The organism is Bradyrhizobium sp. Y36, assembly GCF_002531575.1.
In the GTDB taxonomy this organism is placed as follows: Bacteria; Pseudomonadota; Alphaproteobacteria; order Rhizobiales; family Xanthobacteraceae; genus Bradyrhizobium.
In genome coordinates, this window is sequence record NZ_NWTI01000013.1 from 72,781 (window position 1) to 94,352 (window position 21,572).

Consider the following 21,572-nt stretch of genomic DNA (forward strand, 5'->3'; position numbering starts at 1 on the left):
CCGAGGCACGCTAGGGTGACTTCTTGCGCTCGTCGTCCGCGAGAAACCGACCGAACGCGCCCCGAGCGAAGAGCAGCGGCTCCGCCGCGTTGTACGTATAGGCCTCGACCGCGCCGAGAAAGATCACGTGGTCGCCGCCGTAATAGCGATTCACGGACCGGCACTGAAAATTGGCGACGCTCTCGGCAAGCACCGGAGCCTTGCCGAGGCCCGGCGTCCAGTCCACGCCGGTGAACTTGTCGTCCGACGACTTGGCGAATTTGCTCGCAAGGGCCTGCTGCGAGGCGCCAAGCACGTTGACCGTGAAATGGCTGGCGTTCTGGAAAATGGTCAGGCTCGAGGAATAGACGACGAGGCTCCACAGCACCAGCGGCGGATTCAGCGAGACGGAGGCGAACGAATTGCAGGTCAGGCCGTAAGGCTTGCCGTCAGGCGCCGCGGCCGTGATGATCGTCACGCCCGTTGCATAGGTTCCGAGCGCATTGCGAAAGTCGCGAGGATCGATCGACGAGTTGTCGCTCGCGAACTCATTGGCTGGATCGGGGCCGGCCGGGTGCTTCGGCAGATCAATCATCAGCCGGCCTCACAGCGTGAGATTCTCGGACGGCAGGCCCAGCGCCACGCGTCCATAATTGGTCCCGGCCGCATCGAAATTGAATGCGAGATGCGAGTTGATGGCGTGTGCATCACGGAATTGCCGCTGCAATACGCCTGACGTGAACAGGCCGCGCGCGCCGCTCGCGGCAAACAGCATCGAGACGGCATCCGTGCACAGGTTCACAGAAAACGATCCGTCGCGCCGATATCTGGTCTTGGCTGCCATGTCGGGAATGTGCCCGCACCGCGCGTCTTCCATGGCATCGAGGCACGCCGACCGCATGATCAGCCGCGCGGCATCGATCTTCGCCGAGGCCTCCGCGATCTTGATCTGGGTGCTTTGAAAGTCGCTCAGCTTGGCGCGATTGTAGGTCGAAATCCGGTGGCGTGTGACCTCGATGTAATCGTCGAGACACGCTTGCGCATTCCCCAAGGCGACGCCGGAGAGGACGTATGGAAACAACGAGAACACCGGCAGCGCATACAATGGATTCGGATTGATCTCGCTCCCCGGCGTCGGGCCACCTGCGAGCTCGCCGACGGCGACGGTCATGTGGTCGGGTACAAAGGCGTCCCTCACCTCCACGTCGCAAGACCCTGTTCCGCGCAAGCCCGCGACATTCCAGGTGTCCAGCACCTTGTAATCACCCTTGGGCAGCAGGAAGATCCGATACTCGATGCCGTCCGCCTCGTCTTCTGAATAGACTACGCTTGCCAGCATGTTCCATTCGCAGGAGGCGACACCGGAGGAAAATGGCCAGCTGCCGCGCAACTGATAGCCACCCTCGACCCGAGTCGCGCGTCCGGCTGGAAAGATGAACGAGGAAGCGATCAGCGCGTCTGGATCACGGCCCCAGACCAGATCCTGCGCCTTCTGCTCGAACATGCCGAGCATCCAGTGATGGCTCGCCAGATTGGCGAGATTCCAGGCCACCGACGCGTCCGCTTGTCCGAGCAGCTCAGCGCAGTCGACGAGGGCGACATAGTCAAGCTCCGCACCGCCTATCCGTGCCGGCTGGAGCATCCGGAATAGACCGCCGTCGTGGAGATCCTTCTCGGTTTCCGGCGGGAGATGCCGCAGCTCCTCCGTTCGCGCCGCCCGCTCGCGAAGTCGCGGCACGAGAGCCCGCGCCTTCGCGATTATTGCCGCATAGGCGCGTTCGCCGGCTTCCGACCCGGTGGGCTGACCCATGCTCGGCTTTCGACCAGGCGTCATTCGTGTCCCTCAATTCACGTATTTATGCGGCCGCCGCGTTGCCAAATCAAGCCGATGCAGCTGGCATCGCATCAAAGCCGGCGACCTTGACGCCGTCGGGACTGACCGCAGGCTTAGCCCGTCGAGGGTCTGCCCGCTCCAAAGACTCCCTTCTCGGCAAATTCCGTGAGCCGATGCTCGTCGTAACCGAGCACATCGCGCAAGACGTCCTCGGTATGCTCCCCCAGCAGAGGAGCTGCAACGGGATCGATGGCACCGGTCAGGCTCATGGTAATCGGCGGCTCGATGTTGGGGACCCATTCCGCCGTACGATGCGGAATCCGGCTCACGCGATGGCGCTCGCGAGCTTCGGGCGCGTTGAACCCCTCCTCTACCGTTCGGAGATAGCCGACCGGAATATTGGCCAGCTTCATCTTCGCCATCCAGTTCTCGAGCGTATCGCTGGCAAAGACTTCCGCGATGGCTGCGCGCAAGAGCTCCTTGTTCTCGGAACGGGCCTTGCGTGTGGCAAACTCCGGATCGTTGATGAGATCCGGGCGGTTGAACACCTCGACCACGAGCCGGCGATAGAGCCGATCGTTGGCGCAGGCCATGTAAAGCGGCCCGTCCGAAGCCTCGTAGACGCCGACGGTGGGCGACCCGCTGGGTGAATTGCCGAACCGGCCGGGATTTTCACCGTTGATGAGATAGGCCATGCCGTAGAAGCCGGTCATTCCCATCGCGACGTCGAACAGAGCGACTTCGACATGCTGCCCGCGGCCGAGCTTGTCACGCGCCAGCAGCGCCAGAAGTATCGCGTTACAGGCAGACATCCCCGTCGCCATGTCGACGATGGGAGGACCGGTTCGAACCGCGGGGCCGTCGGCAAACCCGTTGAGCGACATGAAGCCGCTCTCCGCCTGCGTAATGGGGTCGAAGCCGGGGCGCGAGGCGAACGGTCCGGAGCGTCCGTAGGCCGAGATCGAGCAATAGACCAACCTGGGATTGGAGGGCGCGACCGTCTCGTAGTCGAGCCCGAACTTCTTCATGACCCCGCTCGAGAAGTTTTCCACGACCACGTCCGCCTTGCGGATCAGGTCAAGCGCGATCTCGCGCGCCTCGGGAAGAGAAAGGTCGAGCGCAATGCCGCGTTTGTTGCGGTTCAGGCTCAGATACGCGGCGCTCTCACCGCCGATCTCGGCATGCTCATAGGCACGCGTGTCGTCGCCGCCGTCCGGATTCTCGATCTTGATGACGTGCGCACCGAAATCGGCGAGCGTCTGCGTGCAGGCTGGGCCGGCGACGACGCGCGTGAAATCCACGACCAGCAGACCATCGAGCGCAGTCGGCCCTCCCATCGCCCGCGGCGAACGTTCCGGCAATTGAGGCTTGGTGGGCATCGATGGCGCTCCCTTACATCGGCTTATGACTGCCGAATTTCCTGCGACAGCAAACTTAAAGCCCGGCGCCGCCAACTTCGCAAGTACCTCGCTGGCATGGGCTCAAAGCGCAAAAAGGACCCGACAGCCGTCAGGCTGACGGGTCCTCGAACATGCCAGGCATGCAAGGTCGAATTACACCTCGTACTGGCTGCATGGCGCTATCGTTCCGCGTGGTGGGAAACCGAGGTCAGTGAAGCCACTTCCTCCAATAGAGCGTATGCGCCCAAGCCCAAGGCGTCTCGGGTTCGAAGAGCCGATAACCTGCCTGGATGAAGTTGTTCGCGGACACCGGGTTATCCGTTGTGTCTGAGACGATGCTGTCCCATCCCATACGCCGTCCCCTCGTTTCGACCACACGCATCAATCTGCGCTGAAGACCGTGTCCCCAATGCCGCTGCAACACGCCGACTCTGGAGAAATAGCCACCATTTCTGACGTGCGTGGATGCAACGACGCCGGCGAAACCGACCGCGTCATCACCGTGATAGGCCAACCACCATGCTCCCGACTCGAATGCGGGCACCACAGCCGAATCCAAGAACGTCAGCTGATGCAGATCAGACAATGCATCGACGACGTCGTCGTCGGATGCGTCAACGATGCGAATTCTGTACATGGGCTGGACCATCTTCCGGGGATAACGTGACTGCGAGTGCGGCACCGTCACCGCCGTGCAAGCTCACTTGCCGAGCACAACTTTGACACCAAGCCAGACAGCCCCCATCAGGCCAGTCGCAATCACGGTGATCACGGCTTTGAAGGTGTAGCTCTGCGCCTGCTCCACGCTCCTGCGCCACCTCCGCAAGTGCTGGAAATCCGCCCTCAGCTCGCTGCCGACCCACTGCACGATCCACATCGTGAAGGCATCAGCCGAAGCGCCGGCGCCGCCGATGTCGATGAAGGCGCGCAGCGGCAGGAGAGGATCGGCGGAGACTTTTCCGATCCGCCCCCCGACACGCGCCTCCGACAGCAGAGAGGCGAAATAGGCGCCCTCGAAGGCGCGGGCATACTCGCCCTCCCAGATGTGATCGTAGCGCTCCGGGTAGAGCTTCTGATCCAAGAGCCGCTCCTCCCCGAGCACGTCGGGAAACCAGGGATTGTCGCGCCAGTTCGCCTTGACGACCACGGCGCCGTCCGGCTGGCGGCCACGCAGAAAGTCGTCGATTGCATCGCTCTTGCGCCGGGGGTTCCAGCTCGCCCACAGCTCGGAATCCTTGACGCGGATCGTCGGACGCAGCAACGCGAGGCTGCGTGCGCTTAAGGATTGCGCCTCGTCGATCCAGGCGATGCGAAACCCCTCCAGAGATTTGATCGAGTCTGCTGTGTGATCCTGAAGCCCGCGAAAGATAATCAGCCCATCACCCGGCGTCTCGATCTTGTCGCTGAACAGCCTGAAGCCGTGGCCGAGCTTGAGGCTTGCGATCTTGCCTTCGATCAGACGCTTGGACGATTGCGCCAGCGAACGCTGCGCCTCGCGAATGCAGACCGCGAGCGTGCCGCGCTCGGCCTGGCAGGTCTCGACCAGGAGCTCGCCGAAGAAATGTGACTTGCCCGAGCCGCGTCCACCGTAAACGCCCTTGTAGCGGGCGGGTTGCAGCAGCGGCTCGAAGATCTTCGCCGTCGGAATTTTCAGGATGGACAATGGATGCGCTCGCTCGCCCTAGGGCAGGCCAGTGCGCCTGCGCCACATCGCGGACCAGTCTTCGGTGTTTGGAGTGTCGGGCTCTCCCTGCTGAGCCCGGGTCAGGTCGGGAGAGGTGTCGTGTTCGGAGAAAGGCGGCCAAATTCCGAAACGCCTCCTGAAATAATCTTCCACTGCTGATGGAAGGGGAGAATTGGAGCCGCTTTAGGGCACCTCAACGGGCTTCGAGTTGAAGGCCGACCGCTCCGTTGTGCGGACGGGCACTCTCCTCAGAACTCTCACATCTTCTCGAGACGTCGCAGGAACGCCCCCTGCATCGCGCAAATATTGGCGATACTCGTCAACATAGGCGGGAGGCGCCGGGTTTGGATCTATTGGTCCTTGCTGCTCCCAGTACGCTTGAGGATTGAGTCGACGACCGGCAGGGTCCTTCAGCTGATAATGAAGATAATGATCGCCGCTTTCGATATACGCCTCGATCACTCCTGTGTTGCCCATCGTGCCGACCAACTGCCCTGCTACGACCGGATCGCCCACGCTGACGAATCTGCGGTGCGTGTGCAGAAGCTCGTGCGACATGCCATTGGCGTCTCTGATCGCGATTCTACCGGCCGTACCTTCGCCAGCGTTCGTCACGATGCCGTCGACTGGAGAGCGCAACGCGGGATGCGTCATGGTTGTATGAGGTTCGAAACCCGCAATTGGGGTAACATTCGCCGCAAGGCTTCTTGCCAAGACATTCCACTCTCCAATGTTTCGCTAATCCTGAGCATCGAGCGCGATACCCGGACGATAGAGCCCCTTGCTCAACTTGTGGGTGTTCCACTATTCTGGATGCGAAGCTGCGGCACGTCGGCGAACTGCTCGCCCCCCTCAACGCAGGAGCAATTCGTGAGTCTTGATGAGATAAGGCGTAGCGCGTCGTTCGTGGCTGTCGTCGTTCTTCTGATGTCGGCAACCGATCTTTCAGCTGTTGGCCAAGAAGCGTCCCCGATAGCTGCCGACAAATGGCGCCCCAAGGCCGGTGCCTACGCCGAACCCGGCAAGAATTTCCAGTCGAACTGCGACGAAGGCAACGACATGACGATTGATCTCGGCGAGAATTCGGTCAGCGGCCCTGAATGGGGCTGCAAAGTCAGGAAAATCGTCGATCTCGCGCCGGGCTCGCTGAAGGTCGGAATGACCTGCAGCGACTACAATCTGGCGCAAAACCTCAACCCGCGCGATCGCAACTGGGAGAACAGGCAATTCAACGAGGTGATGTTCATCAAGCGGGTCGATGAGACCACGATCTCCGTTCAGAAGAGCTTGAACGGAAAGCTCAAGGATACTTCCTGGCGTGCGGCCTACTGCCCTCTGGCGACGCAGCGCGCGCTCGCCGAAGCCACCTTGAGAGCCAAGGTGGAAGCGAAACAGAAGGCCGAACAGGATCGAGCCCTGAAGGAGGCCCATCCGCGAGATGGCGTCTACGCGGCGGCAGGCGCCGAGTTCGAGGACCGCTGCGCGAAATTCAACGACACCGTCGTTGCGTTCGCGGGCAAATCGATCACCACAGCCTCGAATATCTGCAAGATCGAAAACACACGCGTTCAGCTTCCCGACACGGTCAGGATCGAAGCCGACTGCACGTTGCAATCGACTCCAGGCCCTGACGCAATCAGCGTGCAGAACCCGGACACCATTCAAGACCGCAAGAACCTGATGTTCAAGAAGATCGACGACAAGACCGTCATCCTCTGGATCATCAACAACGGACACTTTACAGGCGACGGCCGAAAGCTGTCCTATTGCAGCGACCAGGTGCAGCGCGCCTATGCCGGGCAACGCCGGACCGGCAAGCAGACCAAAAATTAGGGATCACCGAAACGAAAGCCCGCAGCCGGGTGCATCCCGCGCAGGCCGAACCGAACTATTTCGATGATGCCATTCTGCCGGTGTTTTGCCCGACGTGTCAAAGGAGCAACCCCGATTTCAATTCGAGATGCCCGATAACGCCGTGCTTCAGGCGCACTGAACGTGTTAGCTCGCCTCAGGGTAGGCCGATGCGCCTGCGCCACATTGCGGACCAATCTTCGTTGTCTGGGGTATCGGATCGTCGCTGCGGCGCTTGATTGAAGCCAGCAAAGACGCCGCCCCCGGAAGGCGAAGGCCAGGTCGCGTATCGTTCCGCGAGGTCGTTCCCTGGCGAAGACGGAAACGAAGCGTCAGGCGGAATGAAGGGCACCGCCCCGGCACTGCCCGAATTGAACACGGATCGGTCCGATTTTTCGGCAGGCATCCTCCCCAAGATCCGCACATCTTCAGGTCGAGTCGCAGGCACCTTGTCCGCGCTTCGTAGATACAGCTGATGCTCCGGAATGTAAGCCAGTGGGGTCGAAGCTGACGCGTGGCCGGTCAGAGGCGCGATCCAATCGCCAAACCGCTCGGCAAACGTCGAGCTCTTATCCGGCCAGACAGCATCACGATCTGCAGGACGCTCGGGCACGCCCGCCACTCGGCCAGTGGCTTCAAGAGATAGTCCGGACTGCGGACGCCCCACACGTTCCGACGGCGTATCGTATCCCCCGCCGATGAACGCATAGTCCCGCTGGATGCCGCGCAGTGTGTCCGGGATAGGTAGCCGGTGTTGGCTCATGATCTTCGCCCACGGGTCCTGCGCCAATGTATCTGCAATATCGGACAGATACTCATCATCGATCCTCGGGAGCGCATAGAGTCCCGCGTTCACTCCAGCCGCTCGCATGATGCGATCAACGATCGTCGTGCAAACACGAGGATCGAGCTTCAAGGCGTTGTACCAAGGCTCCTCGCGCCCAATGAGATCTCGGCGTGCGCAGCCCTTGCCTGTTCCTCGGAGATTGGCACCGTGAAAGTCCGATAGTCGTCGCCCAACACGTTGGAAAAGTCGGAAGGTAGCGACATCGATCCCGTTGGCACAGTATGCACATCGAATTTTCCGGGCCAGACCGGCATATTGTGCAATCTTGGACCGAAGCCCGCATAAGTCTGTCCCGACGGATCAGTCAGTGTAACGGCCGCGTGTCCGGCCCCATAGGGATTAAGCTGAACGGTGAGGGCGTGTCGACCTGCCACTGCGAACTCCTAAGCATGGCCGTGCCCACAAGGGCCGGCACGATAACATTCTTTGAGACATTATCCAGGGAAGGCGCCAGGATGAGACAACCAGTCCCGCCGATCCAGGAACCCCGAACTATCGGCCGTCCTTGCGAACCCGATCGAACCACCAATCATCGATGCGGTTCAGTGTAGGCGCGACTGCGAAGATGATCTTCTCGAGCATCCATCCGCACAAATAGACGACCGCAAAACTCGATAGATACACGCCGACTTCAACGACGATGGGGTGATCGACCAGCGGCTCGATCGTGATTGCGGGCATGGTCGCGGCGATGAGCCAGCCCGGAAGGGCGCTGAGCGTCAAGAAGACGCCGCGCATATTCTCGGCAAAATAAGCCGCTGCCAACAGGAACAGCGCATAGCACGTATAGAAGCCAACGCAGATCAAGCCGCCTCGACTGAGCTTCACGTTTCTGCTTCTCCCGTCATCCGGCGTCGCATCAGCATTCCCAACGCCGACATCGCAGAAACTCACGCAGCGATGGCGCTGCACTTCATAGAACACAACAAGAACACCGTCAACCGCAGGTTTAATTCGAAGTCCAATGGCTCGTTGTCTGAACGAGTTGCAGCGCCTGCATCGCGACCGCAGGAAGGAGAGCTGATCTGAGCTCGATCAATTTCCATCGCGCGGACCGGCATCCTCGCCGCCGACGGCGTCCTCCGGACGCACGATGACACGCTCGACCCGATGGATCGTTTCACCGTCTTCGCCGGTCTCGATCGGCTGCGCGGCCTTTCCCCAGCCGCGATCGAGGATCGCGTTGGCCGCCGAGAGGCGCACGGCCGGCGTCGCGTCATCGCTGCGCATGATGCCGACGAGAACCCTGAGGGCCGTCCTGGTATGGCCGCGCGCCAGCGAGCGGATCTCAGTCAGGGTCCGCGCCCTCGACGTCTTCCTGACCGCGGGCGAACGCGCCGGCGCGCTCTCTGGATCGCTTTTCATATCATCGCTCACGACAACATCTCCCACAGCAGGACCGCGACGAGGCCCGCGAGCGCGAGCGATATCAGATAGACTGTCATCATTCCCTCCACGAAAAAAGAAATGCGCGGCAGATCGCGCAAGGCGAGGCGCGATCGTTTCGGGCGCGAACCCTATCTCCGTGTCTTCCGGAGGCCGCAGCGGCGCGGGCGATCGGCCCTGACGCCGCGGGCCGGCACGTTCGCGCGTGCGCGGCCAGCAATGGTTCGGACGGCGGCGCGCCGATCGGCGCTCCATGAACGTCACGTCGAGTGCGTGGCCGGATGCGCGGCCACCGTCCGATTCTGAAATCGAGACGAAAAAACCCGCAGCGGATGTTGTCCGCGCGGGTGAAACAAACTCGTCTCGATGATGTCATTCTGCCGGTGTTTTGCCCGACGTGTCAAACCTCGTCTGGCGCAACATCGTCGCTGCGAACAGCGGACATGAAAAAGCCCGCCGCGGATAGATGGCCGCGCGGGCTGAACCAAACTTCTTTCGATGTTGGCATTCTGCCAGTGTTTTGCCCGACGTGTCAAACGAACGAATGCGCTGGGCATAAGTTGGTCGATCAGGAGGATCGCCATGACATCCAGCACAGGTCGCATGCCGGGCAGCGGAACGTCGCCGCGCAACGAAGATGCGCCGCGCATCGAAGAGGCCCCTCCTCTGCACGAGGCAATCATTGAAGATGCCGACGAGACCGGAGACCGGGATCGCGACCTCGTGCACGGCGACGGCGGCAGCATCGACCTTCCCAGCAAGCCCGGCGATCTGTCGAAGGACGATTAGGCCGTTCGGAACCTGGCCGACAGGGGCCGCGTTGATCTCTTCGTTGGAAGGAACGTTGGTACGATGAGCCACACTGTCCTGGTTGTTGACGACGATCCCGCCGTTCTCGACGTAGTCGTGGGCATGCTGGAGGATCTCGGCTGCCAGGTGATCTCCGCCCAAAGCGGGTCGGATGCGCTCGAACGGCTCGTGCAGAACCGGGACATCTCGGTCCTCATCACCGACATCAACATGCCCGGCATGGACGGCCACGAGCTGGCCGAGCTGGCCCGGCGCGTCCGCCCGGAGCTGAAGATGCTGCAATTGTCGGGACGCGAGCCCCGGCGCGGCGGCCTGCCGATGATCAGGAAGCCATTCTCGTTCGAGGAGCTCGCCGACATCCTGCAGCGAACGGCAGGCATTCACTGAACATCGCGAGCCAAAATAGAACCCGCAGCGGAGGGCTCCCGCGCGGGTGAAATCAAACTCGGCTGATGGTGCCAATATGGCGGTGTTTTGCCCGACGCGTCAACGCGCCGAGCGCGGAAAAAGGAATACCCTCCTCCCAACTCAATATGTGGTGCGCAACGGGCTTGCTTCAAGGCCCCGCCCCTGCCGTAGAACCCCCGACCCAACACAGATCCAAAGCCACCAGCCGAGGGGGTCAACATGCCTGTCCTGCTTCCGACGTCCCGTTCACGCCGCCGCGTCCAGGGAGCCGGCGCGCGGAACCAGATCGACCATGACGTCGTGATCGCCGGCGCCGGGCCGACCGGCCTGATGCTGGCCGCCGAGCTCGCGCTCGCCGATGTCGACGTCGCCCTCGTCGAGCGGCGCGCCGACCAGGCGCTGGTCGAAACACGCGCCGGCGGCCTGCACGCGCGCACCATCGAGATCCTCGATCAGCGCGGCATCGCCGACCGCTTCCTCTCCGAAGGCAAGATCGTCCAGCTGGCCGGCTTTGCCTGGACCAGGCTCGACATCAGCGACCTCCCCACGCGGCATGCTTATGGGCTCGCGCTGCGGCAGAACCTGTTCGAGCGCATCCTCGCCGACCGGGTCGCCGAGCTCGCGGTCCCGTTCTATCGCGCGCGCGAGGTGACGGGTTTTGCGCAGGACGCGGCCGGCATCGACGTGATGCTCTCGGGCGGCGAGCGCTTGCGCGCGGGTTATCTGGTCGGCTGCGACGGCGGTCGCAGCCTGGTGCGCAAGGCCGCCGGCATCGACTTCCCCGGCGCCTCGCCGACGCTGAGCAATCTCATGGCCGAGGTCGAGATGAGCGAAGAGCCGCAGCTTGGCCTGCGTCACGATGCGCTCGGCTTTCACGGCCTCAGCAAGACCGAGAACGGACGCGTAATGGCCGTGTTGACGGAAGCAACGCTCGCGCGCACCGGCGAGCCCACCTTGCGCGATCTCAGCGACGCCCTCGTCGCGGTCTACGGCACCGACTTCGGTGTCAAGAATCCGAGCTGGATCTCTCGCTTTACCGATGCGGCGCGGCAGGCCGCATCCTATCGCAAGGACCGCGTGCTGCTCGCCGGCGACGCCGCGCATATCCATCACTCCGTCGGCGGGCAAGGCCTTAACCTCGGCGTGCAGGACGCCGTCAATCTCGGCTGGAAGCTGGCGCAGGTGGTCAAGGGCATCTCGCCGGACGGCCTGCTCGACAGCTATCACGCCGAGCGCCATGCCGTGGCCGCGCGCGTGCTGAAAAACACCCTGGCGCAGATCGCCCTGCTCCGCCGCGGCGACGACGGCCTCAAGGCCGCGCGCGACATCATTTCCGACCTGCTCGCCATGGACGAGCCGCGCCGGCGCTTTGGCGCGATGATGAGCGGGCTCGACATCGCCTACGATCTCGGCGAAGGCCACGCGCTGCTTGGCCGGCGCATGCCCGATCTCGATCTGACGGTCGAGGGACGGAAGCTGAACCTGTTCACGCTGCTGCACGGCGGGCGCGGCCTGCTGCTCGATTTTGGCAGGCGCGGCGGCATCGACCTCATGCCATGGGCCGATCGCATCGACATCGTCAGCGCCGGCACCGATGACGTGTGGGAGCTTCCGGCAATCGGACAAGTCGCCGCGCCGGGCGCAGTGCTGGTGCGACCGGATGGGCACGTCGCGTGGGTGGGAGACGACGGCAAAAGCGGGCTTGAGGAGGCGTTGACGCGGTGGTTCGGGCCGACTGCTGCATAGCACGCCACGTGGCCGCTTCCTCTGCCGTTGTTGCCCGACGTGTCAAACGATCGTCAACGACGTACTCAACTCCGAGATCAGTCTTCAATCCGGCCGAAGCAACGGCCGTATCCAGCGTGAAAACCACTCCTCGGCGCCATTGCTCGGATTGCCTGGAACATTCACGCCGAAGATCGGAGGTGGAATGAGGTAACTTGGTTCGTCCGCGAACGCGCCGATTGGCTTGCTCGGCTGCGGTTGGTCGCTGTTGGCCGTCGGCAAGGTCCAATTGCCAAACCGGTCGTTGAACTCCGTGGAAGGCAGATGCGGCACCGGAGCACTCCCCGACGTGAACACGCTGCCTGCGTTGGACTCGTTGACCTGTGTGAGGCGCCGGACGTTCTCGGGCGCGACTGATCCCCGTGCCGGAGAATCCGGCACTTTGTACAAGCCTGCCGGCTCGACGGGCACAGAGCCGTCTGCCGTGCTGGCCCAATTGCCAAATCGATCCGCAAAAGCGCGGGTCTCTGGATCGATCGAGGAAGCTCCGCCCACCTGCCGCCCGAAGCTCGATGAGGCGGAAGAGCCGCTGCTCCCGGCTGTGTTGTGGACGTCAAGTCGATTGCCAGCCCTCGCGCATCAGCTCTCGCATGATTTCGGCCGGTCATGATCGGCAGGCAACGGCCTGTACACGGGCATCGCTGTGCGCCCTTCGCTTCGCAGGTGAGAGCATGATTGCTCTTCGTTATAGGCGTCCGCGGACAGAGCCTTGCGGAGCCTTGCAGAGCCTTGCAGAGCCTTGGCCGGTGACGTGACCTGAGCTCGCCTCGGTCCAAAAGTGAACACAAGCGCCACTACACCCACTTGAGTAAGTCGCTCAAAACACTCAGAAGAACGCTCGAAAAAAATTTCGCGCGACGTATCAAATGATGTGACGTTTCCGCGCACGGGGCATAAGCTCCAGGCGTCACCGCAAGGTCCGTGGCATTCACCGGTGATGAGAACGCCAGTTGCGCTCCCGCGCCACTCTCACGAGGAAGCAGCGCCATGTTGAAGCGGCGTCGTTTCAAGCAGACCATGACACTGAACGAAAGGCTCGCCGAGGAAGCCAAGCGTTGCCGCGAAGAGGCGCGCGCGCTTGCGCCGGGGCACCGCCGCGAGATGCTGCTGCGCCGGGCGCGGCAGGACGAGATGGCGATGCAGATCGATTCCTGGCTGCGATCGCCCGGGCTGAGGGCGCCGACATGAGCCAGCAATATCGCGCTTACCTCGTCGGCGAAGACGGCATCTTCCGCTCAGCCGAAGCCTTCGAGGCTGCGTCCGACGAGTCCGCCCTCACCTTCGCTCGGCAGTTCACGCGACTCGGCAAGGTCGAGGTCTGGCAGCTCGGCCGCAAGATCGCGGTGCTCGATTCCGGAGAACCGCTTCCGCCGCTCCCTGCGCGATCCCTGAAGTCGTTGACGCGTCAGTGATCGCCTGATCGTCCAGGGGGCCGGAGGGTCTCGATCGCGAACGACAGCGTCACCTGCATGACAGGGCCGCCGGCGTCGCGAACACCGATTTCCATTCTTTGCCGGGCGCCCGCGGGCGGCGCGGAGATGATGGCGTCGCGTGCCATGTCGCCGACCGACTTGGCGGCCTCGGCGCGGACCGCGCGCATGCTGGACAGCTCCAGCCCTTCCTCGTCGAGCGCCGTTCCGCGCTCGTCGGTCAAGTCGAAGTAATATCGCGGCATGTTCGTGTTCCTTTGCCCTATTAGGCCCGGGACGGGACAAAGGTTGCTAGCGCCGAAAAATTCTGTTGAGGCTGCAACAGGTTCCGGGAACGTCGATCGGACCGCGCGAACTGCACCTGCTGGCGCGCCCTATTCCTCCGCGAGCTTGCACTCGATATAGGCGTCCACCGTCTCGGCGAACGAGCGCTGCACGCCGACCGCCACATCATGCTGGTCGAGTGCGTCGCGCTGGAGCACGCGCAAGCCGCGCCCGCGGGCGCTGACCGGCGCGGTGTTGAGATATTGGTCGATGGCGCCCTTGGCGATCGGGATGGCCTTGGGATCGCCCCTGGCGATCAGGAGCCTGAGCAGGCTCTGGCATTCGGCCAAACCGGGCATGGGAATCAGCCTTTCACCGCTGCTGCGACTTCGGCTTCGGCCGCTTGACCGGCTGGGTGTGGGTGCCGAACAGCGCCAGCAGGAACGCAACTTCTTCCTTCGAACCGATCTGGATCATGATGATCTCCTTTTCGCTCCGTTGGTCGGGCCCCGGGCATGCGGAGTTCAGGACAATCGGGTTTCATCATTGTTTCAGCAATGTTTCGTCGGGCCCTCCCACCGAGGCCCGGCCTGCCTGTGTGCACAAATGAACATGGCGGCCCCCTTCGCGGTTCCTTAACGGCTGCTCCCGTAACGTCGGCATATTTGCAGGGCTTGCGGGAGTATTGGAAATGGTCGTGAAATGCGCGGGATGCGCTGACGGAACGGAGTTGCCGTTCGAATTCAGGATGGCGTTCCAGCCGATCGTCGACGTCACCGCGCACCGGATCTGGGGATACGAAGCGCTGGTGCGCGGCCCGAACGGCGAGAGCGCGCACAGCGTGCTCAGCCAGCTCACCGACGACCAGCTCTACCGCTTCGACCAGGCCGCCCGCGTCATGGCGATCGAAACCGCGGGTAAGCTGTTCACGGATCCGCACGCGCGCCTCTCGATCAACTTCATGCCGAATGCCGTGTACGAACCGCGCGCCTGCATCCAGAAATCGCTGCAAGCCGCGCGGCGCGCCAATTTTCCGGCGGCCAACCTGATGTTCGAGTTCACCGAGAACGAACGGATGAGCGACCCCGCGCATGTCGAGAACATCGTGCAATCCTACAAGGCGCTCGGCTTCTGGACGGCGCTGGACGATTTCGGCGCCGGCTATGCCGGCCTCGGCCTGCTGGCACGGCTGCAGCCGAACCTGATCAAGATCGACATGGAGCTGCTGCGCGACATCCATCTCAGCCATCCGAAGCAAGTCATCGTGGCAGGCCTCGCCGGCATCGCGCGCGCACTCGATATCACGGTTCTGGCCGAGGGCGTCGAGAACGAGGCGGAGCTCACCGCCCTGCGCGCCGCGGGGATCGCGCTGTTTCAGGGCTATCATTTCGCCAGGCCCGGCTTGATGTCGCTCCCGGCGGTACGGGGACTCGCGCCGATGGCCGTGTCGCTCGCGGGGTGAGGCCTGGCCCTTCCAGGTTTTCCTGATCGCCGACCACAGACAAAAGCCCGCGCGGATCGCTCCACGCGGGCTTTTGCTTGCCGCTTGCGCAGCCTCCCTCGAAAGCCCGGCATCGTCGAATCCACGACGCCGGCTTTGGGTTCAGTGCATATGGCCAATCAGATAGACGCCGCCGCCGAGAACGACCACGACCGGGACGGCCCAAAGCAGAAGTACGGGCATCGCTTCTCTCCTCAGTTGGTTGTGCAGACCTTGACCGTCTTCATGCCGGTCTCGGCTTCGGCGCGGGTCTTGTAGACGGTGTCGCCGCTGACCACCGTGGTTTCCGTGGTGGTCGGCTTCGCCTCCGTGATGGTGCACTTCTTGGTCTTCACGTCCTGCACCACGTAGAACGACTGCGCGAACGCAGGCGCCGCAAACGACGTCAACACGGCAGCGGCAATGATGGTCTTGATGTTCATGGTGTCCTCCTCCAGCAGTCCGGTCATCCGGATCTGTCCGCTACCAACAGCAGCAATTGCCACTTGTTCCCGATTGCGACTGAACCATCTGGCCCCAGTGGCGTTGGTGCGCAGATGGAGGACGTGATGCTGGATATGAGAGTTGTGACGACGTCGCTGGCGATGCTGATTGCTCTGGTGTCGGTGGCGCTGGCCGAGCCTATCAAGGATCAAGCCCGGCCTGCCGCGCAGGGCACCAGCGAAGCGCGTCCGATCCGCGTCATCCTGCCAGCGCCCTGGGAGCCCGCCACGGCGCAAGCCGACGCGCAGTCGGCGAAGTGAACGGGTTGCCGCTCTCCCAAGTTGCGTGACGCATTCATCGGCACGCAAGGCGCGCTCGGCACCACGCGCGTTGCTCAAAGGCATTGTTGCTCGACGGCTTGTCGAACAGGCTGGAGGTTCCCCGCGCAGCGCCCGAGTTCCCTGCGCATGGATTGTCGTTTCGTCATGCGCACACGCGCTGTTTACGCGATGGCCTTCACCTCGCATTCATGGCCCTGCCCTTAAACACCTCGCCGACAAGACGGCAGGTAGGTAGGACCATGTCCTTTGACCCGATGGCCGCTGCGGTCGATTGGCTCGATGCCTACCGCGCCGGCGACATCGACACAGTTCTGGAAATGTATGCGGACGACGCCGTGATTCAGTGCGGCTGCGGCGGCTTGAAGACGAGTTCGGGCTGGGAGGGCCTGCGCGCCTATTGGCTCGACCGGCTCGCGAACTATCCCGCCTCCAGCCTCGACAATCTCCAGCCGTCGGGAGAGGCGGTGCTGGTCTCATACTTTGCCCGCGGCGGAGTCGTCAGCGCAAGCCTGACCTTCGATGCCCTCGGCAAGATCGCCTCGCACGTCTGCGGCCCGCGAAACTAGCCATCTATTTGCTGCGCTTTTGGGTGACGAGCCGCAAGCCGATGCCGTGTTGCCAGGCGCGCACCCTCACCGCCGCTTCGCTCCGGCCGAGCTCGCGCGCAATCTCGTCAGGCCGCCGCCCCGCTTCAGCCATGGCCTTCAACTGCGCGTGCTCCTCCGCCGTCCACCTCTTCAACATGGGATAGCGTAATTGCATCGCTTGAGCCGTCTCGCCGAGAACCCGGCGATAATGGACCTGCGCAGTTGAAGTTCCGACATGAGCGGCAGCCAGCCCAGCATCTCCGGAGGCGGCGGGGCTCCGCTTGTCCGAGCTCAATTCATGCGAGAGGCGCGCCGTAACGGGACGACGTGGCAAACGTTCCTAAAATTGATGGACGCGCGCTTCTGGCGCGAGACGAGCTGCGGCACTCGGAGCGTGCAAACCTTAGCAACCAATTCGACTCTCGCCTGTTGTCGCCGGCACATTCACGCCAGAGGATAAAAAAATGCGACGTCTCACTCTACTTGCCACGACTCTCTTGCTGCTCGCAGCGGCGCCCGCGGGCGCGCAGAACCAGCCTGCGCAGAGCGGGCCGGGCAACAATGCCGTCAACAGCTCGGACCAGAACAACTCGAACAAGCCGGTCGCGGGCCGCAACAGCTTCACCGAAGGACAGGCGAAATCGCGGATCGAGGAAGCCGGTTATTCCAACGTCTCCAGCCTGCAGAAGGACGACCAGGGCGTCTGGCGCGGCAAGGCCGACAAGGCCGGCACCAAGACCGACGTCAGCATCGACTTCCAGGGCAACGTCAATCCCGTCAAGTAACGAACATCACGAGGAGACCCAACAATGACCGTCACCATCTCGCGTCTATACGACACCTACGCCGATGCCGAGCGCGCCGTGACCCGGCTCGAAGGCGCTGGCGTGCCGCACTCCGACATCAGCCTCGTCGCCAACAATTCCGACAATTGGTACGGCTCTCGCTCCGGCAAGGTCGACCGTGACCGCGACGGCGTGGACGATCGTGCCGAAGGCGCCGGCACCGGAGCCGGCATCGGCGCCGGTCTCGGCGGCGCAGCGGGCCTGCTTGCGGGCCTCGGCCTGCTCGCGATCCCCGGCCTCGGTCCGGTCGTGGCGGCAGGCTGGCTTGCCGCCACCGCAGTCGGCGCAGCGGCCGGTGCAGCCACCGGCGGAATCGTCGGTGCGCTGACGGAAGCCGGCATCTCGAAGGAAGACGCCTCGCGCTATGCCGAAGGCGTCCGCCGCGGCGGCACCTTGGTGTCCGCGCGGGTGCCCGACCAGGACCGCACGCGCCTCGATGCCATTCTGCACGAGAAGTCGGTGAACCTGCAGGACCGCAGCGCCGCCTGGCAGAAGTCCGGCTGGTCCGATTTCAACGCGGCGAGCCCGCCGCTGTCGCCGGAGGACATCGGCCGCGAGCGCGAGCTCTACGGCACGGGCACCCGGCGCTAAAGCTGCTCAAACACGACAAGGGCCCCGCGGTGCGGGGCCTTTCTTCTGTCGAAGCTCGCCCCGTCGCGAAAGGCTCAACTTTATCTCAAATGCCACAAAGCGGATTCGGCGAAACGAAATTCCTTCGCGCCATGCTGGGACACGCTTCCTTGCGGACGCATTCGGGACAGCTTCGGAGAGATCACCAATGTACTACGTCGCCGCTGCATTGCTGGTGCTGTCGGGACTGTTCTACTCAGCGAGCCATCACGAGATCGGCTCGTTCGGCGTCACCATGTGCACCTATGGCGGTGCGTTCTGCGACAACCCGCTGATCGTCTTTTCCGGCGCGGCGCTGGCTGCGGCCTGGGGCATGTTCGTCAGCGTCAAGTAACGCGGCGCCGCCAATCCTCATCCCTGACGTTGGAAAGCCCGCTGTAAGGCAGGCAGCCTCACGATGCGGCCGTGCGGACGTTCGGGATGTCTGGCGATGGTACCAATCTACAGGTGTTTTGCCCGGCGGTCAAGCTGATTTAGCTTTATCAGAAGTCGCCGGTCTCTCTCGTCAGGGAACTTATGTTCGCCGCCCAGCATTGCATTGGCACATTTTCCCGATCGAGGTCTTTCCCTCCATGAGCGACAGCGCCCTCACCCCGACGAAGTCCGCGCCGACGCTGCTGCAAAGACTGGGGCCGGGCCTGATCACCGGGGCCGCCGACGACGATCCGTCGGGCATCGCCACCTATTCGCAGGCCGGCGCGCAATTCGGCTTCGGGCTGCTGTGGACGGTGTTTCTCACCACGCCGTTCATGATCGCCATCCAGCTCGTCAGCGCGCAGATCGGCCGCGTCACCGGCAAGGGACTCGCCGCCAATGTCATGAAGGTCGCGCCGCGCTGGGCGGTGCTGGGCCTCGTCGCCATGCTGGTGGCGGCGAACACGTTCAACATCGCCGCCGACATCGCCGCGATGGCCGAGGCGCTCTCCCTCGTCATCGGCGGGCTCAACCACGAGCACGCGCTGATCTTTGCGGCGGGCTCGACCCTGCTGCAGGTGTTCCTGCCCTATCGCCGCTATTCGCCGGTGCTGAAATTCCTCACCCTCGCGCTGTTCGCCTACGTTGCGACCGCCTTCACCGTCAAGATCCCGTGGAGCACGGCGCTGCTCGCCGCGGTATGGCCGAAGGCCGATGTCAGCGCCGATTATCTGATGATGGTCGTGGCCGTGCTCGGCACCACCATCAGCCCGTACCTGTTCTTCTGGCAGGCCTCACAGGAGGTCGAAGAGATGAACCAGGGCCAGCGCGACAAGCCGCTGCGCGAGCTCAAGCGCGGCGGCACCCACGAGCTCGACCGCATCAGGACCGACACCCTCTCGGGCATGCTGCTGTCCAACGGCATCGCCTTCTTCATCATCCTGACCACGGCGTCCGTGCTGCATGCGAACGGCGTCACCAAGATCAATTCGGCGACCGAGGCGGCCGAGGCGCTGCGGCCGCTCGCCGGGGACTTCACCTTCGCGCTGTTCGCGACCGGCATCATCGGCACGGGCCTGCTCGCGATACCGGTGCTGGCGGGCTCGGCCGCCTATGGCGTTGCGGAGATCTTCGGCTGGCATGCGACGCTGGAGGCCAAGCCCGACGAGGCGGTGGGCTTCTACACCATCATCGCCGCGGCGACGATCATCGGCTTCGGCCTCGGCTTCACCGGCATCGACTCCATCCACATGCTGGTGTGGAGCGCGGTGCTCAACGGCGTCGTCGCGGTCCCGATCATGGCGATGATGATGCTGATCGTCTCGAGCCGGGCGATCATGGGCCGCTTCAGGGCACGATCATGGCTGATCGTGCTGGGCTGGCTCGGCACCGCGCTGATGGCGCTGGCCGTCCTTGCTCTGCTCGGCTCGTCGCTGATCGGCTGAAGCTAGACTGGCGACAGCGCCGCCGAGATCTGCGAGGCGATGACGAAGGCCGCGAAAACGGCCGGCACGCTGATGAACCGCAAGAACTGATCGATCGAAAGCATCTGTCCCCCCAAAGACAAAAAGCTCCCTCGGCCGCCGCGCTATTCCGCCCCTTGCGCGACGTGCTGCTCGGCCGTCAGAAGCTGATCGGAAATGGCGGCCCCACTCATGGTGAGCAACGCCAGAATCGTAATCACGCCCAAGAATTTCATGGCCGGGAAAGTCGCCTCCGATTGTGGCCAAAAATGTCAAACTCTGGTTCGATTCAGCGACGATTCCGGGAAGATCATGGCTATCCCCACCGGATTCTACGGGGTTTTTCCGCAAACCGGCCGCGATGCCTCGGCTCGCCGCATGACATCCGGCTTCACGGCGCGGCGTCGCTCGCCTAACAATTGCGGCCGGGCCACAAGAAAACAACGTCCGCTTCGGGCGGCAGGGGAGCGACATGACAGCCTCATCAAAAGCAACAAGCCTCGAAATCCTCGCCTGCGATGCCGGCTGGAGAAACTACCATTTCGTCAAGCTGACGACCGAGGACGGCATCGTCGGCTGGAGCGAGTTCGACGAGGGTTTTGGCTCGCCCGGCGTCGGGGCTGCCATCCAGCGCCTCTCTGCCCGCGTCATCGGGCAGAACGTCTTCCAGCACGAGCGCATCCATGCCGAATTGTTCGCGGCGACGCGTCCCGCCGCCGGCGGCGTGGTGGCCCAAGCGTTAGGTGCGATCGAGAACGCGCTGCTCGATGCCAAGGCGAAGTGCCTTGGCGTCCCCTGTTACGAGCTGCTTGGCGGCAAGCTCCGCGACCGCATCAGGGTCTACTGGTCGCATTGCGCCACGTGGCGCATCAATCATCCGTCCTGGTACAAGCCGCCGATCGAAAACCTCGACGGCGTCAAGGCGATGGGCCGCGAGGTGCGCGAGAAGAAATTCACCGCGCTCAAGACCAACATCTTTTCCTATGACGACGGCAAGCCGACCGGCTGGCGCCCCGGCTTCGGCTCACCCTTCGCGCCCGAGATCAACGTCGATCGCAAGATCCTGCGCGACCTGCACATGCATCTGGAAGCGATCCGCGACGGTGCCGGCCCTGACGTCGACATCCTCCTGGACTGCAACTTCAACGCCAAGACCGAAGGCTACCTGAAGATCCTGCGCACCATTGCGGACATCGACATGTTCTGGGTCGAGATCGACAGCTTCAATCCGGACGCGCTCGGTTATATCCGCAGGCAAAGTCCGCATCCGATATCCTCCTGCGAAACGCTGCTCTCCTTGCGCGAATTCCTGCCCTATTTCCAGGCGCAGGCCATGGACGTCGCGATCATCGACACGCCCTGGAACGGTGTCTGGCAATCGATGAAGATCGCTGCCGCCGCCGAAGCCTTCGAGGTCAACGTCGCCCCGCACAATTTCTACGGCCATCTCTGCTCGATGACGAACGCGCATTTCTGCGCCGCCGTTCCGAACCTGCGCATCATGGAGATCGACATCGATCGTCTGGCCTGGGACCGCGAACTGTTCACCCATGAGCCGGAGATCGAAAACGGTCATCTGGTCGTGCCGGATCGGCCCGGCTGGGGCACCGAACCGAACGAGGACGCCTTGCGCGCGCATCCGCCGAGGACGAGCGGGGGACTCTTGAATTACGGCCGCAAGGGGTGACGA

General features: G+C 63.1%; 27 protein-coding genes and 1 pseudogene. 14 read left to right on the forward strand and 14 right to left on the reverse strand.

Annotation, left to right across the window (positions count from 1 at the left end):
- Nucleotides 1-10: 10 nt before the first annotated feature.
- The 6 genes and pseudogenes from CO669_RS21250 to CO669_RS36650 form a co-directional block, all read right to left on the reverse strand.
- The gene (locus CO669_RS21250) at nt 11-574 is read right to left on the reverse strand and encodes a flavin reductase family protein (RefSeq protein WP_097661896.1); all 564 of its coding nucleotides are present in this window, start codon (nt 572-574) and stop codon (nt 11-13) included.
- A gap of 9 nt (nt 575-583) precedes the next feature.
- Nucleotides 584-1,789 carry an acyl-CoA dehydrogenase family protein gene (locus CO669_RS21255; protein WP_245444412.1) on the reverse strand — a complete coding sequence of 402 codons (1,206 nt, stop codon included), beginning with the start codon at nt 1,787-1,789 and terminating at the stop codon, nt 584-586.
- Nucleotides 1,790-1,926: 137 nt separating this feature from the next.
- The gene (locus CO669_RS21260; RefSeq protein ID WP_198964179.1) at nt 1,927-3,192 is read right to left on the reverse strand and encodes a CaiB/BaiF CoA transferase family protein; all 1,266 of its coding nucleotides are present in this window, start codon (nt 3,190-3,192) and stop codon (nt 1,927-1,929) included.
- Between the two features lie 229 nt (nt 3,193-3,421).
- Nucleotides 3,422-3,850: a GNAT family N-acetyltransferase gene (locus CO669_RS21265; RefSeq protein ID WP_097662015.1), complete on the reverse strand. Its 429-nt coding sequence runs from the start codon at nt 3,848-3,850 to the stop codon at nt 3,422-3,424.
- A 405-nt stretch (nt 3,851-4,255) separates the two neighbouring features.
- A pseudogene (locus CO669_RS36605) lies at nt 4,256-4,876 on the reverse strand (PBSX family phage terminase large subunit); the annotation flags it as partial.
- Nucleotides 4,877-5,080: 204 nt separating this feature from the next.
- Nucleotides 5,081-5,551 (reverse strand): M23 family metallopeptidase, encoded by a 471-nt coding sequence (locus tag CO669_RS36650; protein WP_097661900.1) that lies wholly within the window; start codon nt 5,549-5,551, stop codon nt 5,081-5,083.
- A 6-nt stretch (nt 5,552-5,557) separates the two neighbouring features.
- Between CO669_RS36650 and CO669_RS21280 the strand changes: the two genes are divergently transcribed.
- Entirely contained in the window at nt 5,558-6,730 is a 1,173-nt protein-coding gene (locus CO669_RS21280) for a hypothetical protein (protein ID WP_143278702.1), read from the forward strand.
- A 175-nt stretch (nt 6,731-6,905) separates the two neighbouring features.
- Here the strand turns inward: CO669_RS21280 and CO669_RS35335 are convergent, their stop codons facing one another.
- The 3 genes from CO669_RS35335 to CO669_RS21290 form a co-directional block, all read right to left on the reverse strand.
- Nucleotides 6,906-7,664, reverse strand: coding sequence for a hypothetical protein (locus CO669_RS35335; RefSeq protein ID WP_143278703.1), 759 nt, complete (start codon nt 7,662-7,664; stop codon nt 6,906-6,908).
- 423 nt (nt 7,665-8,087) lie between these two features.
- Nucleotides 8,088-8,519 (reverse strand): hypothetical protein, encoded by a 432-nt coding sequence (locus CO669_RS21285; RefSeq protein WP_143278704.1) that lies wholly within the window; start codon nt 8,517-8,519, stop codon nt 8,088-8,090.
- Nucleotides 8,520-8,630: 111 nt separating this feature from the next.
- Nucleotides 8,631-8,960, reverse strand: a complete 330-nt coding sequence (locus tag CO669_RS21290) for a hypothetical protein (protein WP_097661903.1) — start codon at nt 8,958-8,960, stop codon at nt 8,631-8,633.
- A 603-nt stretch (nt 8,961-9,563) separates the two neighbouring features.
- Here CO669_RS21290 and CO669_RS21295 point away from each other — a divergent pair.
- From CO669_RS21295 to CO669_RS21305, 3 genes are all read left to right on the forward strand, one after another.
- A complete protein-coding gene (locus tag CO669_RS21295; protein ID WP_245444416.1) occupies nt 9,564-9,770 on the forward strand; it encodes a hypothetical protein in 207 nt (68 codons plus the stop codon).
- 63 nt (nt 9,771-9,833) lie between these two features.
- Nucleotides 9,834-10,178 carry a response regulator gene (locus CO669_RS21300; protein ID WP_097661905.1) on the forward strand — a complete coding sequence of 115 codons (345 nt, stop codon included), beginning with the start codon at nt 9,834-9,836 and terminating at the stop codon, nt 10,176-10,178.
- 240 nt (nt 10,179-10,418) lie between these two features.
- A complete protein-coding gene (locus CO669_RS21305) occupies nt 10,419-11,945 on the forward strand; it encodes an FAD-dependent monooxygenase (RefSeq protein WP_097661906.1) in 1,527 nt (508 codons plus the stop codon).
- Between the two features lie 84 nt (nt 11,946-12,029).
- On the opposite strand, the gene CO669_RS35340 is transcribed toward CO669_RS21305, so the two are convergent.
- Nucleotides 12,030-12,257, reverse strand: a complete 228-nt coding sequence (locus CO669_RS35340) for a hypothetical protein (RefSeq protein ID WP_143278705.1) — start codon at nt 12,255-12,257, stop codon at nt 12,030-12,032.
- Between the two features lie 714 nt (nt 12,258-12,971).
- Here CO669_RS35340 and CO669_RS21310 point away from each other — a divergent pair.
- Nucleotides 12,972-13,172 (forward strand): hypothetical protein, encoded by a 201-nt coding sequence (locus CO669_RS21310; protein ID WP_097661907.1) that lies wholly within the window; start codon nt 12,972-12,974, stop codon nt 13,170-13,172.
- A complete protein-coding gene (locus tag CO669_RS21315) occupies nt 13,169-13,396 on the forward strand; it encodes a hypothetical protein (RefSeq protein ID WP_097661908.1) in 228 nt (75 codons plus the stop codon). The genes CO669_RS21310 and CO669_RS21315 overlap by 4 nt, the downstream gene beginning before the upstream one ends.
- Here the strand turns inward: CO669_RS21315 and CO669_RS21320 are convergent.
- A complete protein-coding gene (locus CO669_RS21320) occupies nt 13,390-13,659 on the reverse strand; it encodes a DUF6894 family protein (RefSeq protein ID WP_097661909.1) in 270 nt (89 codons plus the stop codon). The two genes, CO669_RS21315 and CO669_RS21320, sit on opposite strands and share 7 nt — an antisense overlap.
- 129 nt (nt 13,660-13,788) lie before the next feature.
- Nucleotides 13,789-14,037 carry a hypothetical protein gene (locus tag CO669_RS21325; RefSeq protein ID WP_097661910.1) on the reverse strand — a complete coding sequence of 83 codons (249 nt, stop codon included), beginning with the start codon at nt 14,035-14,037 and terminating at the stop codon, nt 13,789-13,791.
- A gap of 332 nt (nt 14,038-14,369) precedes the next feature.
- Between CO669_RS21325 and CO669_RS21335 the strand changes: the two genes are divergently transcribed.
- Entirely contained in the window at nt 14,370-15,140 is a 771-nt protein-coding gene (locus CO669_RS21335) for an EAL domain-containing protein (RefSeq protein ID WP_097661912.1), read from the forward strand.
- Nucleotides 15,141-15,373: 233 nt separating this feature from the next.
- On the opposite strand, the gene CO669_RS21340 is transcribed toward CO669_RS21335, so the two are convergent.
- Entirely contained in the window at nt 15,374-15,601 is a 228-nt protein-coding gene (locus CO669_RS21340; protein ID WP_097662016.1) for a hypothetical protein, read from the reverse strand.
- A gap of 126 nt (nt 15,602-15,727) precedes the next feature.
- Here CO669_RS21340 and CO669_RS21345 point away from each other — a divergent pair, with 126 nt between their 5' ends.
- Nucleotides 15,728-15,922, forward strand: a complete 195-nt coding sequence (locus CO669_RS21345) for a hypothetical protein (protein ID WP_245444418.1) — start codon at nt 15,728-15,730, stop codon at nt 15,920-15,922.
- Between the two features lie 260 nt (nt 15,923-16,182).
- Nucleotides 16,183-16,509, forward strand: a complete 327-nt coding sequence (locus tag CO669_RS21350) for a nuclear transport factor 2 family protein (protein WP_097661913.1) — start codon at nt 16,183-16,185, stop codon at nt 16,507-16,509.
- A gap of 4 nt (nt 16,510-16,513) precedes the next feature.
- Here CO669_RS21350 and CO669_RS21355 read toward each other — a convergent pair whose 3' ends face one another.
- On the reverse strand, nt 16,514-16,687 hold the full coding sequence (locus CO669_RS21355) for a Myb-like DNA-binding domain-containing protein (protein WP_245444420.1): 174 nt from the start codon (nt 16,685-16,687) through the stop codon (nt 16,514-16,516).
- A 307-nt stretch (nt 16,688-16,994) separates the two neighbouring features.
- On the opposite strand from CO669_RS21355, the gene CO669_RS21360 reads away from it, so the two are divergent.
- The 5 genes from CO669_RS21360 to CO669_RS21385 all read left to right on the forward strand — a co-directional run bounded on the left by CO669_RS21360 (nt 16,995) and on the right by CO669_RS21385 (nt 21,569).
- Entirely contained in the window at nt 16,995-17,315 is a 321-nt protein-coding gene (locus CO669_RS21360) for a hypothetical protein (RefSeq protein ID WP_097661915.1), read from the forward strand.
- A gap of 24 nt (nt 17,316-17,339) precedes the next feature.
- Nucleotides 17,340-17,966 carry a hypothetical protein gene (locus tag CO669_RS21365; protein ID WP_097661916.1) on the forward strand — a complete coding sequence of 209 codons (627 nt, stop codon included), beginning with the start codon at nt 17,340-17,342 and terminating at the stop codon, nt 17,964-17,966.
- A 187-nt stretch (nt 17,967-18,153) separates the two neighbouring features.
- Entirely contained in the window at nt 18,154-18,339 is a 186-nt protein-coding gene (locus tag CO669_RS21370; protein ID WP_097661917.1) for a hypothetical protein, read from the forward strand.
- Nucleotides 18,340-18,577: 238 nt separating this feature from the next.
- Complete coding sequence (locus CO669_RS21375) at nt 18,578-19,864, forward strand: NRAMP family divalent metal transporter (protein ID WP_097662018.1); 1,287 nt, start codon at nt 18,578-18,580, stop codon at nt 19,862-19,864.
- A 490-nt stretch (nt 19,865-20,354) separates the two neighbouring features.
- Nucleotides 20,355-21,569 carry a mandelate racemase/muconate lactonizing enzyme family protein gene (locus CO669_RS21385; protein ID WP_097661918.1) on the forward strand — a complete coding sequence of 405 codons (1,215 nt, stop codon included), beginning with the start codon at nt 20,355-20,357 and terminating at the stop codon, nt 21,567-21,569.
- Nucleotides 21,570-21,572 lie beyond the last annotated feature (3 nt).

Excerpts from the sequence above, each read along its gene's own strand:
- CO669_RS21305 (WP_097661906.1), top strand. The coding sequence starts at position 10,419 with ATGCCTGTCCTGCTTCCGACGTCCCGTTCACGCCGCCGCGTCCAGGGA.
- CO669_RS21300 (WP_097661905.1), top strand. The coding sequence starts at position 9,834 with ATGAGCCACACTGTCCTGGTTGTTGACGACGATCCCGCCGTTCTCGAC.
- CO669_RS21335 (WP_097661912.1), top strand. The coding sequence starts at position 14,370 with ATGGTCGTGAAATGCGCGGGATGCGCTGACGGAACGGAGTTGCCGTTC.
- CO669_RS21345 (WP_245444418.1), top strand. The coding sequence starts at position 15,728 with ATGCTGGATATGAGAGTTGTGACGACGTCGCTGGCGATGCTGATTGCT.
- CO669_RS21250 (WP_097661896.1), bottom strand. The coding sequence starts at position 574 with ATGATTGATCTGCCGAAGCACCCGGCCGGCCCCGATCCAGCCAATGAG.
- CO669_RS21280 (WP_143278702.1), top strand. The coding sequence starts at position 5,558 with ATGAGGTTCGAAACCCGCAATTGGGGTAACATTCGCCGCAAGGCTTCT.
- CO669_RS21290 (WP_097661903.1), bottom strand. The coding sequence starts at position 8,960 with ATGAAAAGCGATCCAGAGAGCGCGCCGGCGCGTTCGCCCGCGGTCAGG.
- CO669_RS21325 (WP_097661910.1), bottom strand. The coding sequence starts at position 14,037 with ATGCCCGGTTTGGCCGAATGCCAGAGCCTGCTCAGGCTCCTGATCGCC.
- CO669_RS21370 (WP_097661917.1), top strand. The coding sequence starts at position 18,154 with ATGTACTACGTCGCCGCTGCATTGCTGGTGCTGTCGGGACTGTTCTAC.
- CO669_RS21360 (WP_097661915.1), top strand. The coding sequence starts at position 16,995 with ATGCGACGTCTCACTCTACTTGCCACGACTCTCTTGCTGCTCGCAGCG.
- CO669_RS21260 (WP_198964179.1), bottom strand. The coding sequence starts at position 3,192 with ATGCCCACCAAGCCTCAATTGCCGGAACGTTCGCCGCGGGCGATGGGA.
- CO669_RS21265 (WP_097662015.1), bottom strand. The coding sequence starts at position 3,850 with ATGTACAGAATTCGCATCGTTGACGCATCCGACGACGACGTCGTCGAT.
- CO669_RS36650 (WP_097661900.1), bottom strand. The coding sequence starts at position 5,551 with ATGACGCATCCCGCGTTGCGCTCTCCAGTCGACGGCATCGTGACGAAC.
- CO669_RS21375 (WP_097662018.1), top strand. The coding sequence starts at position 18,578 with ATGAGCGACAGCGCCCTCACCCCGACGAAGTCCGCGCCGACGCTGCTG.
- CO669_RS21320 (WP_097661909.1), bottom strand. The coding sequence starts at position 13,659 with ATGCCGCGATATTACTTCGACTTGACCGACGAGCGCGGAACGGCGCTC.
- CO669_RS21355 (WP_245444420.1), bottom strand. The coding sequence starts at position 16,687 with ATGTTGAAGAGGTGGACGGCGGAGGAGCACGCGCAGTTGAAGGCCATG.
- CO669_RS21385 (WP_097661918.1), top strand. The coding sequence starts at position 20,355 with ATGACAGCCTCATCAAAAGCAACAAGCCTCGAAATCCTCGCCTGCGAT.
- CO669_RS21365 (WP_097661916.1), top strand. The coding sequence starts at position 17,340 with ATGACCGTCACCATCTCGCGTCTATACGACACCTACGCCGATGCCGAG.
- CO669_RS21340 (WP_097662016.1), bottom strand. The coding sequence starts at position 15,601 with ATGAACATCAAGACCATCATTGCCGCTGCCGTGTTGACGTCGTTTGCG.
- CO669_RS21295 (WP_245444416.1), top strand. The coding sequence starts at position 9,564 with ATGACATCCAGCACAGGTCGCATGCCGGGCAGCGGAACGTCGCCGCGC.
- CO669_RS21315 (WP_097661908.1), top strand. The coding sequence starts at position 13,169 with ATGAGCCAGCAATATCGCGCTTACCTCGTCGGCGAAGACGGCATCTTC.
- CO669_RS21255 (WP_245444412.1), bottom strand. The coding sequence starts at position 1,789 with ATGGGTCAGCCCACCGGGTCGGAAGCCGGCGAACGCGCCTATGCGGCA.
- CO669_RS21310 (WP_097661907.1), top strand. The coding sequence starts at position 12,972 with ATGTTGAAGCGGCGTCGTTTCAAGCAGACCATGACACTGAACGAAAGG.
- CO669_RS21350 (WP_097661913.1), top strand. The coding sequence starts at position 16,183 with ATGTCCTTTGACCCGATGGCCGCTGCGGTCGATTGGCTCGATGCCTAC.